Source organism: Pseudomonas sp. SbOxS1 (genome assembly GCF_013416725.1).
In the GTDB taxonomy this organism is placed as follows: domain Bacteria; phylum Pseudomonadota; class Gammaproteobacteria; order Pseudomonadales; family Pseudomonadaceae; genus Aquipseudomonas.
On sequence record NZ_JAAVXC010000035.1, the window covers coordinates 26580 to 38318 of the forward strand.

Genomic DNA, 11739 nt, shown 5'->3' on the forward strand with positions numbered 1-11739 from the left:
TCAGGTTTTTGCCGCCGTGCAATGCGCTGTGCGGTTGACTGTTGCTCACGGGCATTGAATGTCGTGTATCAGGTAAAGCCGTGCGGTCCCGTGAACATTGGCCGAAGGCGCGGTAAACCGTGTCGTCGGGACTTTTGGCGCGCCAGGGAAAATTAACAACGTTTAACTCGTCGTGCGTCCGGTCTACGCCCAAAACTCTGCCTCTTCAACTTCCACCGGTCGTGTGGAAGCAAGCTCACGCCCACAAAGGACGCCGGAAATGAGCAACGTGGTGGTGGTCTATCACAGCGGTTACGGGCACACCCGGGTCATGGCCGAAGCCGTGGCCCAGGGTGTGCAACGGCACGTGGGCAGCACCTGCCGGCTCATTGCCGTCGAAGATGTGGATGAACACTGGGCGTATTTGCACCACGCCGACGCGATCATTTTCGGTGCCCCGACCTACATGGGCAGCGCCTCGGCGGCCTTCAAGGCCTTCATGGAGGCCACGGCGGCGTTTTACCTGGCGCAACCGTGGCGCGACAAACTGGCGGCCGGCTTCACCAATTCCGGCTGCCTGTGCGGCGACAAACTCAACACCTTGCTGCAGATGGCGGTGTTCGCCGCCCAGCATTCGATGATCTGGGTTGGCCTCGACCTGCTGCCCGCACGCTCCGCCACGGGCGTGTTCGACGGGCAAATGAACCGGCTGGGCAGTTCGCTGGGCGCCATGGCCCAGTCGAATGTCGAACAGTCCCCCGACCTGGCACCGCCGGCCGAGGACCGCTGCACCGCGGCTCACCTGGGCGAGCGCGTGGCGCGGCTGGCCGAACGAATGGGCCGCGCATCCGATTGATTGACTCAAACCCCACGTAAGGAGCACGCCCCATGAGTACGTTCACCACCCGCGACGGCACCGAGATTTATTTCAAGGACTGGGGGACCGGTCAGCCGATCGTCTTCAGCCACGGTTGGCCGCTCAATGCCGACAGTTGGGAATCGCAGATGTTGTTCCTGGCCGGCCAGGGTTATCGCGTCATCGCCCACGACCGCCGTGGCCATGGCCGTTCCAGCCAGCCGTGGTTCGGCAACGACATGGACACCTATGCCGATGACCTGGCGCAGATGATCGACCACCTGGACTTGCACAACGTCGTGCTGTTCGGCTTCTCCACCGGGGGTGGCGAAGTGGCGCGCTACATCGGTCGTCACGGCACCGGACGGGTGGCCAAGGCCGGGCTGATTTCCTCTGTGCCGCCGCTGATGCTCAGGACCGACGCCAATCCCGGCGGCCTGCCGATCGAAGTGTTCGACGGCATTCGCCAGGCGTCGCTGGTGGATCGCTCGCAGCTGTACAAGGACCTCGCCAGCGGCCCGTTCTTCGGCTTCAACCAACCCGGCGCCAAGCCGTCCCAGGGCATGATCGACTGGTTCTGGATGCAGGGCATGACCGCGGGCCACAAGAACGCCTACGACTGCATCAAGGCGTTCTCGGAAACCGACTTCACCGAAGACCTGAAGAAGTTCGACGTGCCGACGCTGGTGGTGCACGGCGACGCCGACCAGGTGGTGCCGATCGAGGCCGCGGGTATCGCTGCGGCAGCGCTGGTGAAAGGGTCGCTGCTGTTGGTCTACCCTGGCGCGCCCCATGGCTTGACCGACACCCACAAGGATCAGCTCAACGCCGATCTGCTGGCCTTCCTCAAGGGGTGATGTACGTCGCGATGGCGCCCGTGAGGACGCCATCGCCGGCTACTGCGCAATTGTTTGTGAGGGTGAGGTGGGGAGGGCACGTACTGTGCGGCAACGCCAGGCAAACGGATTGATGCCTTCGCTGCGGGTGAACATGTGGCAGAAGTGCGCCTGGTCGCAGAAGCCGCATTCGAGGCTGATCTGCGTCAGGCTCAGGTCAGTGTGCTGGATCAGCAGCTTGGCCCGGGCGATGCGTTGTTGGCGGATCCATTCCTGGGGCGAACAACCGGTGCTGCACTTGAACGCACGGGAGAAATGACTGCGCGACAACGAACAGGCCTCGGCCAGTTCGGTCACTTGCAGGGTTTCGCCGAGGCGCTCGAGGATCAGTCGCTTGACCAACCGTTCACGCTGCGGGCTGAGGCCGCTGGTGCTTTTGCCTTGTGTTTGCGCGACTGCCGCGCGGGCGGCGCTTTGCTGCAACTGAGCCATGGCGAATGTCCGTGTCGGTAGGCTTCATTCTTGAACTCCAGGGCTCTGGCGTGCGAGTTAAACGTTGTTAATTTCTCGTGCGTGGCGGGCGGTCTTGGGTAAAGTCAGACACAATCTGCCTAGCGCCTGGCTCAACACAAAAAGGAATCCGTGCCTATGAACCGTAACGATCTGCGCCGCGTCGACATGAACCTGTTGGTGATTTTCGAAGCCTTGATGTTCGAGAAGAACCTGACCCGCGTTGCGGAAAAACTGTTCATGGGCCAGCCGGCCGTGAGTGCGGCCCTGGGGCGGTTGCGCGATCTGTTCGACGACCCCTTGCTGTTGCGCAACGGCAGAAGCATGGAGCCGACGGCGCGGGCAGTGGCGATTCTCAAGGAGCTGCAACCGGCGATGGACACCATTTCCGGTGCGGTCAGTCGTGCCAAGGAATTCGACCCGGCGACCAGTTGCGATGTGTTTCGCATTGGCCTGTCGGACGATGCCGAGTTCGGCTTGTTTCCGCCACTGCTGAGCAAGCTGCAGGAAGAAGCGCCGGGCATTGTCGTGGTGGTACGCCGGGCCAATTACCTGCTGATGCCGGCCTTGCTGGCGTCGGGGGAGATCTCCGTGGGCGTCAGCTACACCACCGACCTGCCGGCCAATGCCAAGCGCAAGAAGCTGCGGGATATTCCCTGCAAAGTGCTGCGCGGTGACAAGCGACCGGGGACGCTGACCCTGGATGAGTACTGTGCGCGTCCCCATGCGATGGTCTCGTTTTCCGGGGACCTGAGCGGCAATATCGACCTGGATCTGGCGAAGGTTGGCCGCACCCGCCGCGTGGTGTTGGGGGTGCCGCAGTTCAGTGGTTTGCGCGCGTTGCTCGCCGGCACCGAGATGATTGCCACGGTGCCCGATTATGCTGCTTGCGCGTTGGTGGAGGGGTGTGGCTTGCGCGCTGAAGATCCGCCGTTCGAGATTGCGGCGGCGCAGTTGTCGATGGCCTGGAGTGGGGTGCATGACAATGATCCGGCGGAGCGCTGGTTGCGGTCGCGGATCAGTCAGTTCATGTCTGAGCCTTTGGCGGTTCCGGCTTGACCTTGGCGGCCTGGTAGCCGACCAGGTTCTTTGGTGGTTTGAGTACATATCCGTTGCCGCGGTAACGGCCACTTATGGTTTCGCCCTTACGGCGAGTCCCTTTTGTCAAACGCCACAAAAGGAACCAAAAAGTCTTGCCCCAGCGTCCGGCCCCTCGCTAAGGCTCGGGGTTCCTTCGCTCCGGTGTCCATCCGGGGACACTGCCCTCCGGTTGGCTTCGCTGGCACCTACATGCAGCGTGTTCGACTGCGTCGAACGGCGCTGCGCGCCACTCCCCGGATGAACACCTCCACTCAGCCTCCCGAAGGGGCCGGCAGATCAAGATCAAGATCAAGATCAAAAGCTGAAGGCGAGCTAACGCTCGGCCTGATGAGTGGTGAGGAGCGGGTGGGGGGGGTACGCCGCTTTTCTTTTGCTTTTCTGTAGGAGCTGGCTTGCCAGCGAAGGCGGCCTTACAGCCGACCAATCTCTTACGGCTGTACCTGATCTACTGTGGGAGCGAGCCTGCTCGCGAAGGCGGCCTGCTAGCCGAAAAAATTTGGCATATACCAATCCCCTGTAGGAGCTGGCTTGCCAGCGAAGGCGGCCTTACAGCCGACCAATCTCTTACGGCTGTACCTGATCTACTGTAGGAGTGAGCCTGCTCGCGATGGCGGTGTGTCATTCAACAGTGATATCGGCTGACACTCCGCCATGGCGAGCAAGGACCTGTCCCATTCTGTGCATTCGGGTCCCCCCGCAAAAAAAGCACGTACATCCAATTTTTTCCTTCCCCGCCCCGGCACTATCCAACTCAATACCGGCGATCAACCCCCCACGGTTGTTTGTTCGCCCCCCAACATTGTCTCGCCGGAGCCCTGCGTCATGCCTGATTCCAACGTGCCCGACTCGCCTTTCGAGGAAGTCGTGACCCTGGTCATCAAACACCGGGTCAAGGCCGGTTTTGAAGTGCCCTACGAAGCCTGGCTGCGCAACATTGTCAGTGTCGCCGGACAGCAGGAGGGACACCTGGGTGTGGATGTGATGCGCGGCAAGAATGCCGGCCTCGATATGTACACCTGCGTCTTGCGTTTTTGCTCCACCGACGCGATGCAGCGCTGGCTCGATTCGTCGCAACGCCAGGCGCTGGTCAAGGAAGCCACGCCGATGCTGGCCGACGGCGACCAGACCGAGGTCAATCCGGTCAATGAATTCTGGTTTACCCCGCAGGCAGAGTCGGGCTCGCCGGCGCCGCGCTGGAAGCAGGCCGTGGTCACGCTGCTGGTGATTCTGCCGCACACCTTGCTGGTGCCGCTGCTCTGGGGGCCGTTGTTGCAACTCAACGCCTTTCTCTCCCATTACGTGGTCGCGACCTTCCTGATCACCCTGACCATCGTGCTGTCGGTGGTGTACCTGTTCATGCCGATGGCGACGCGCTTGTTCGCGCCCTGGCTGTCCTCATCCACTTCGCCCAAGGAAACGCGATGAACGCCGATCTGATTCTGTTCAATGGCCAATTTCATACCGTCGACCGTGAGAACCCACGCGCCACTGCGGTAGCCATCCGTGATGGCCGCTTTGTCGCGGTGGGCAGCGATGCCGAAGCCATGGCGTTGCGCGGCTCGGGCACGCAGGTGATCGACCTCAAGGGCCGTTGCGTGATTCCCGGCCTCAACGACTCACACTTGCACCTGATTCGTGGCGGCTTGAACTACAACCTCGAGTTGCGCTGGGAAGGCGTGCCGTCGCTGGCCGATGCGCTGCGCATGCTCAAGGAGCAGGCCGACCGTACGCCGACGCCACAGTGGGTGCGGGTGGTGGGGGGCTGGAACGAATTCCAGTTTGCCGAAAAGCGCATGCCGACCCTCGAAGAACTCAACCAGGCCGCGCCGGACACACCGGTGTTTGTCCTGCACTTGTACGACCGTGCCTTGCTCAACCGCGCGGCGCTGCGCGTGGCCGGCTACACCCGCGATACACCGAATCCGCCCGGTGGCGAGATCGTGCGCGACACCAACGGCAACCCCACCGGCATGCTGGTGGCGCGCCCCAACGCGATGATCCTTTACTCGACCCTGGCCAAGGGGCCGAAGCTGCCGCTGGAGTATCAGGTCAACTCGACGCGCCAGTTCATGCGCGAACTCAATCGCCTGGGCTTGACCAGCGCCATCGATGCCGGCGGTGGTTTCCAGAATTATCCGGACGACTACCAGGTGATCGAGCAGTTGGCCAAGGACCAGCAGCTGACCATTCGGATCGCCTACAACCTGTTCACCCAGAAGCCCAAGGAAGAGCTGGCGGATTTCCAGAACTGGACCGGCAGCGTCAAGTTGCATCAGGGCGACGACTACCTGCGCCACAACGGCGCCGGGGAGATGCTGGTGTTCTCGGCGGCGGATTTCGAAGACTTCCTCGAACCGCGTCCGGACCTGCCACAAAGCATGGAAGACGAACTGGAGCCGGTGGTGCGCCACCTGGTCGAGCAGCGCTGGCCGTTCCGTTTGCACGCCACTTATGACGAATCCATCAGCCGCATGCTCGACGTGTTCGAGAAGGTCAACCGAGACATTCCGTTCAACGGTTTGCCGTGGTTCTTTGACCATGCCGAAACCATCACTCCGCGGAACATCGAGCGGGTGAGGGCGCTGGGTGGCGGCATCGCGATTCAGGATCGCATGGCGTTCCAGGGTGAATACTTCGTCGAGCGCTACGGCGCCAAGGCCGCCGAAGCCACGCCACCGATCCAGCGCATGTTGGCCGAAGGTGTGCCGGTCGGTGCTGGTACCGATGCCACGCGGGTATCGAGCTACAACCCCTGGACCTCGCTGTACTGGATGGTCAGCGGTCGCACCGTCGGCGGCCTGGCGTTGCACGCCGAGGGCCTGTCGCGGCAGACCGCGCTGGAACTGTTCACCCACGGCAGCGCCTGGTTCTCCTCCGAGCAGGGCAAGAAAGGCCAGATCAAGGTCGGGCAACTGGCGGACGTGGCGGCATTGAGCGCGGACTTTTTCAGCGTCGACGAAGAAGCGATCAAGTGGATCGAATCGGTGCTGACCGTGGTCGGCGGCAAGGTGGTGTACGCCGCCGGTGATTTCGAGAAGCTCGGACCTGCCAGCGTGCCGGTGCTGCCGGACTGGTCGCCGGTGGTGAAAGTCCCGGGCCATTGGCGGCCGAACTCGCCGTTGCAGGCCCAGGTTCACCAGTGCAGTGGGCCCTGCGCGGTGCACTCCCACAGCCATGAGCGGGCGCGCCTGTCGAATGCGCCGGTCAGTGATTTCGCCGGTTTCTGGGGCGCCTTCGGCTGCTCGTGTTTTGCCTTCTGACGAATACCAATAAGCGCCGGCCTCCTGGCCAGGCGCCACAAGCGACAACCATCCACCAAGGAGTTTTTTCATGAGCAACGTTCCGTACTCTCGCTTGAACAAAGATGACGCTGTTGTGCTGCTGGTCGATCACCAGACCGGCCTGATCTCGCTGGTGCAGGATTTCTCGCCGAACGAATTCAAGAACAACGTGTTGGCCCTGGGCGACATCGCCAAGTTCTTCAAACTGCCGACCATCCTCACCACCAGCTTCGACAAGGGGCCAAATGGTCCGATCGTGCCGGAGCTCAAGGCACAATTTCCCGAGGCGCCGTTCATTGCCCGTCCAGGCCAGATCAATGCCTGGGACAACGAAGACTTCGTCAAGGCCGTGAAGGCCACCGGCCGCAAGCAACTGATCATCGCGGGCGTGGTAACAGACGTGTGCGTGGCATTCCCGACCCTGTCGGCCATTGCCGAAGGTTTTGAAGTGTTCGTGGTGACGGACGCTTCCGGCACCTTCAACACCACCGTACAGCAGGCCGCCTGGGCCCGCATGTCGGCCGCCGGTGCTCATCTGCTGAACTGGTTCTCCGTGGCCTGCGAGCTGCAAGGCGACTGGCGCAACGACATGGAAGGCCTGGCCAACCTGCTGTCCGAACGCCTGCCGAACTACCGCAACCTGATCAACAGCTACACCACGTTCACCGCCAAGTAAGAACGCACCGTACCTGTAGGAGCCCGGCTTGCCGGCGAAGGCGTCCATGAAATCGCCATCGCCGGCAAGCCGTGCTCCTACAGTTTTTGCGTGGGACCCTGAATAGGGTGCCGAAACGAGAATAAACCGCTATAAAAGCGGGTGACTGTCAATCAAGGCATGACAATGAACCCGTTCGAAGATATGCGTATTTTTTGCCAGGTGATGGACTCCGGCAGCTTTACCGCCGCCGCCGATCAACTGGGGCTGTCCAAGCAGTTTGTCAGCCGACGCTTGATGCAACTTGAAGAGCGACTGGGCGTGCGTCTGCTCAATCGTTCGACCCGACGGCTGGATGTCACGCCATTGGGGCAGAGTTACTACGAATCGGCCTTGCGCTTGCTGGGTGAAGTCGAACAGGTGGAGCAGGGGATCGCCGGGCAGACCACCGAGCCACGCGGCACCCTGCGCGTGAGCGCGCCGCTGTCGTTTGCGCTGGCGCATCTGGGGTGCCTGCTGCCGCAGTTTTTGCAGCGCTATCGGGATGTCACGGTGGAAGTGGACTTGAGCGATCGCCCGGTGGATCTGCTCGGCGAAGGCTATGACCTGGCACTGCGCATCGGAATGTTGGAGGACTCGACGTTGATCGCGCGGCGCATCGCCTCTATCCAGCGGGTGTACTGCGCCAGTCCGGCTTACCTGGCAGAGCGCGGCACGCCGCTCAAACCCGAAGATCTGCACCAGCATGACTGCCTCCCATACGGCCACGGGCGTCAGGTGCAATGGCGCTTCGAAGGGCAGGGCAAGCCGTTGATGGTCAACGTCACGGGACGGATGCGGGTCAACAATGGCGAGTTGCTCAAGGACGCGGCGATTGCCGGGATGGGGATTACCTATTTGCCGACGTTCATCGTCGGTTCGGCATTGAAGGACGGGAGGTTGGTGGCGGTGCTGGATGAGTTTCGACCGCAACCGCTGACGTTATCGGCGGTGTATCCGCAGCATCGTCAGTCCTCGCGACCGGTGCAGGCGTTGATCGAGTTTTTGCGTGAGCGCCTGGATGGATCGCACAATCCCTTGTAGGAGCGAGCTTGCTCGCGAAGGCGTCATGACATTCGATATTGATATCGCCTGACACTCCGCCTTCGCGAGCAAGCTCGCTCCTACAATGGGTTTCGTAGGTCAGTTGACGCGTTTGTCGTCACCCGGTTCGCCACCGACGTGGACGCCACGATCGTCGCCCGGCTCGCCAGCGGCATGCAGGCCGCGATCGTCACCCACTTCGCCGGCACGGTGAACGCCGCGATCGTCACCCACTTCGCCGGCACGGTGCACGCCGTGGTCGTCGCCTACCTCACCGGAGCGGTGAACCCCATTGTCGTCATGCCCGGCCTGATGAACGCCGTGGTCGTCACCCGGTTCGGCATGGGTGCCGCTGCGGCCGGAGTTCGAGGCTGTGCTGCCGGAATGCCCGGAAGCATGGTCGCTGCCGCCATGACCGCTGCCGGCGCTATTGCCGCCGTGGCCACCGCCATTACCACCGCCGCTGCCGCCGCTGCCGCCGTGGCCACCACCGTTGCCTCCGCCACCACCGCCGCTGCCACCACCGTGACCGCCGCCGCCTCCGCCACCACCACTGCCGCCGCCACCACCGTGACCGCCGCCGCCACCACCGCCGCCACCACCGCCGCCACCACCACTACCGCCGCCGCCACCGTGGCCGCCACCGCCACCGCCACCGCCACCGCCACTTCCGCCTTCTTTCGCCTGAGCGCTCGATACCCCGGAGAGGCTATCCGGAATCAGGACGGTAGACGCCGATAAGATCGCGCCAATCGCTACTGCCAGTAATAGCTTGTTGATGTGCATGTCGTTCTCCGTCTTCTAATTCAAGTTGGAACGTTGATGAACATTGCAACGTGCTGCCATATTCAGTGGGTTAACACGCCAAGGTGCCGCTTTATTCGTTATCACCTTGAAAAAAAACTGCGACTTCCCGCGCAGGCCCGTCCCAGAGGCATCAGTGGATGCTCGAAGCCAGCTCGAAAATCGGGATGTACATCAAAATCACGATGACCCCGATCAGCAGGCCGATGAAGGTCATGAGCAAGGGTTCGAACAGGCGTACGAACCATTCGATCCAGCGGCTGATCTCTTCGTCGTAGAAGTCGGCACTGCGCTCCATCATCTGCCCGAGGTTGCCGGACTGCTCGCCGGCGCGCAGCAAGCGCAGGGACACCGGGGTCACCAGGTGATTGAGTTCCAGCGCCGTCGACAACGATTGCCCCTCGCGCACCCGTTCACAGGCCTGGTCCAGGCGCAATCGGGAGGCCGGGGTGAGCAGGTTGCGGACCATGCCCATGGCGGTGACAAGCGGGATGCCGCCTTGCAGCAAAATTCCCAGGGAACGGTAGAAACGCGCCAGTTCGTACATGAAGATGCGCTGGTGCACCGCCGGGAGTTTTTCGATCAGGCGGTCCAGGCCCCGACGAAAGGCCGGTTGGCGCTGGAGGAAAGCGAGGGCGATGACGATCGTCGCCAGTGCGCCAAAGAATTCGCCCTGGTGGGCATGCAGGAACATGCCGCTGCTCATCAGGATCTGCGACAGCCACGGCAGGTTCGAGCCCAGCCCTTCGAACACCAGGCTGAAGCGCGGCACCACATACCCCATCAGGAACAACACCACGCCACCGCCCACCACCAGCAACAGCATGGGGTAGATCGACGCGCTGACGATCTTCTGGCGAACCTCGTCCATGCGCTGGCGATAGCTGACATAGCGTCCCAGCGCATCGCCCACGGCACCGGTTTTCTCACTGGACTGGACCAATGCCACGTACAGCGGCGGGAACACAGCTGACAGTTGGGCCAAGGCCTGGGAAAACGATTTGCCTTCATACAGCAGGCGCACAAGTTCACTCAGGGTCTTGCGGGCCTGTGGCGCATTCTCTTTTTCCGCCAGGCTCTCCAGCGCATCGATCAACGGCAGGCCGGCATTGAGCAGGGTGGTCAGTTCCTGGCTGAACAGCACCAGGTTGAAGGTTTCGCGCTGCTTGAGGCGCAGTGCCCGCCAATGCCTCTCGGCGTGCAGGCTGACCACCCGCAGCCCCTGGTCTTCGGCGATGCGCCGGGCTTCGCTGTCGCCCGGCGCCTCGACGGTCATTGAAACCACACCGGCCTTGCCTACCGCCTTGAGATGAAAACGCATGGTCGCCATTCCCGTTATTGCCAGCTGGTGACTTCGGCGTTTTCGCCTTCGCCGCCGGGTTGGCCATCCTTGCCCATGGACAGCAGGTCGTACTCGCCGTTTTCCCCTGGGTAGCGGTAGGTGTAGTTACGGCCCCAGGGGTCCTGCGGCAGTTTTTTCTGCAAGTAAGGGCCGGTCCAGTGGGTTTCGTCGCTGGGGGCGGTGACCAGTGCCTGTAAACCCTGTTCGGTCGACGGGTAATGGCCGACCTCCAGGCGGTACAGGTCCAGGGCCTTGCCCAGGCCTTCTATTTGCGCCTTGGCCACCTTCACTTCGGAGCGGCCCAGTTGCGCGAAGTACTTCGGCGCGACGATGCCGGCCAACAGCCCCAGCACCACCAGCACCACCAACAGTTCAAGCAATGTGAACCCGCGCTCGGCTCGAAGGGAAAAAGCACGCGGGGCGAAACGCAGACGCTGTTTCATGATGACCTCACACAATCGGCAGAAGGGTCGCGACAAAGGCTTATGCAATTGCCATGCACAGGCCCGGCCCAGCGCCGGTCATCCCCGTGCAGCCCCCGTATTACGGCCACTTGCGCTTTCGGCACAGTGCTTGCGTATGGCTGATACACGACCGGCCATTGGGGCATAACCCCCATTTTTCGGGGGCCGGTCACGGGAGGTAGAACAATGAAAACTCTCACCACAGGACTGCTCGGCATGATGCTGCTGGCAGGCACAGCGCAGGCCGATGTGTTCGTTTCCAGGGACGCCAAGGGCGACTTCGTCTTGTCCAATGTCCATCGCCCCGGACGCCACTACGAACGGGTGGTCCGTGATGTCGAAGCGAAGGTGGCCAGCCTCGATCAGCAGCCGCAAATGATCGCCGCCAGGCCCTATGCCGAGCTGGTATCAAAGGCGGCCACCGACAACCAGTTGCCCGCAGCGTTGCTGCACGCCGTGATCCAGGCCGAATCCAGCTACGACGCCAGCGCCGTATCACCCCAGGGCGCGGGCGGGCTGATGCAGCTGATGCCCGATACCGCCCGGGAGTTGGGCGTGAAAAACGTCTACGACCCCAAGGCCAACATCCAGGGCGGGGCCAAATATCTCAAGCGCCTGATGACCATGTTCGACAACGACATCGCCCTTGCCGTAGCCGCCTACAACGCCGGCCCCCAAGCGGTGCTCAGCCGTGGCGGCGTGATCCCGCCGTTCGCCGAAACCCAGCGTTATGTACCCAGCGTGTTGCGCCAGTACCGGCGTTTGCAGGGGCTGGCAGCGGATGCCCCGTTGTGACCGCACAGCCTGGGGCGGATTTCCCCAACATTG

At 62.3% G+C, this 11739-nt stretch carries 12 protein-coding genes; 8 read left to right on the forward strand and 4 right to left on the reverse strand.

Going from position 1 to position 11739, the window contains the following annotated elements; genetic code table 11:
* Nucleotides 1-259 precede the first annotated feature (259 nt).
* Together HFK74_RS26815 and HFK74_RS26820 are read left to right on the forward strand one after the other, a co-directional pair.
* Nucleotides 260-835, forward strand: a complete 576-nt coding sequence (locus tag HFK74_RS26815) for a flavodoxin family protein (RefSeq protein ID WP_180206118.1) — start codon at nucleotides 260-262, stop codon at nucleotides 833-835.
* A gap of 32 nt (nucleotides 836-867) precedes the next feature.
* Complete coding sequence (locus tag HFK74_RS26820; protein WP_180206119.1) at nucleotides 868-1692, forward strand: alpha/beta fold hydrolase; 825 nt, start codon at nucleotides 868-870, stop codon at nucleotides 1690-1692.
* A 39-nt stretch (nucleotides 1693-1731) separates the two neighbouring features.
* On the opposite strand, the gene HFK74_RS26825 is transcribed toward HFK74_RS26820, so the two are convergent.
* Complete coding sequence (locus HFK74_RS26825; protein WP_180206120.1) at nucleotides 1732-2163, reverse strand: helix-turn-helix domain-containing protein; 432 nt, start codon at nucleotides 2161-2163, stop codon at nucleotides 1732-1734.
* 156 nt (nucleotides 2164-2319) lie between these two features.
* On the opposite strand from HFK74_RS26825, the gene HFK74_RS26830 reads away from it, so the two are divergent.
* From HFK74_RS26830 to HFK74_RS26850, 5 genes are all read left to right on the forward strand, one after another.
* Nucleotides 2320-3240, forward strand: coding sequence for a LysR family transcriptional regulator (locus HFK74_RS26830; protein ID WP_180206121.1), 921 nt, complete (start codon nucleotides 2320-2322; stop codon nucleotides 3238-3240).
* Nucleotides 3241-4104: 864 nt separating this feature from the next.
* Nucleotides 4105-4707, forward strand: a complete 603-nt coding sequence (locus HFK74_RS26835; protein WP_180206122.1) for an antibiotic biosynthesis monooxygenase — start codon at nucleotides 4105-4107, stop codon at nucleotides 4705-4707.
* On the forward strand, nucleotides 4704-6542 hold the full coding sequence (locus HFK74_RS26840) for an amidohydrolase (protein WP_180206123.1): 1839 nt from the start codon (nucleotides 4704-4706) through the stop codon (nucleotides 6540-6542). The genes HFK74_RS26835 and HFK74_RS26840 overlap by 4 nt, the downstream gene beginning before the upstream one ends.
* 70 nt (nucleotides 6543-6612) lie before the next feature.
* The gene (gene ycaC, locus HFK74_RS26845) at nucleotides 6613-7239 is read left to right on the forward strand and encodes an isochorismate family cysteine hydrolase YcaC (protein WP_180206124.1); all 627 of its coding nucleotides are present in this window, start codon (nucleotides 6613-6615) and stop codon (nucleotides 7237-7239) included.
* A gap of 165 nt (nucleotides 7240-7404) precedes the next feature.
* The gene (locus HFK74_RS26850; RefSeq protein WP_180206125.1) at nucleotides 7405-8301 is read left to right on the forward strand and encodes a LysR family transcriptional regulator; all 897 of its coding nucleotides are present in this window, start codon (nucleotides 7405-7407) and stop codon (nucleotides 8299-8301) included.
* Nucleotides 8302-8400: 99 nt separating this feature from the next.
* Here the strand turns inward: HFK74_RS26850 and HFK74_RS26855 are convergent, their stop codons facing one another.
* From HFK74_RS26855 to gspG, 3 genes are all read right to left on the reverse strand, one after another.
* Nucleotides 8401-9087 carry a hypothetical protein gene (locus tag HFK74_RS26855; RefSeq protein WP_180206126.1) on the reverse strand — a complete coding sequence of 229 codons (687 nt, stop codon included), beginning with the start codon at nucleotides 9085-9087 and terminating at the stop codon, nucleotides 8401-8403.
* 151 nt (nucleotides 9088-9238) lie between these two features.
* A complete protein-coding gene (locus HFK74_RS26860) occupies nucleotides 9239-10426 on the reverse strand; it encodes a type II secretion system F family protein (RefSeq protein ID WP_180206127.1) in 1188 nt (395 codons plus the stop codon).
* 14 nt (nucleotides 10427-10440) lie between these two features.
* Nucleotides 10441-10890, reverse strand: coding sequence for a type II secretion system major pseudopilin GspG (gene gspG, locus HFK74_RS26865; protein ID WP_180206128.1), 450 nt, complete (start codon nucleotides 10888-10890; stop codon nucleotides 10441-10443).
* Nucleotides 10891-11097: 207 nt separating this feature from the next.
* Here gspG and HFK74_RS26870 point away from each other — a divergent pair, with 207 nt between their 5' ends.
* Entirely contained in the window at nucleotides 11098-11706 is a 609-nt protein-coding gene (locus tag HFK74_RS26870) for a lytic transglycosylase domain-containing protein (protein ID WP_180206129.1), read from the forward strand.
* The last annotated feature ends 33 nt before the right edge of the window (nucleotides 11707-11739 follow it).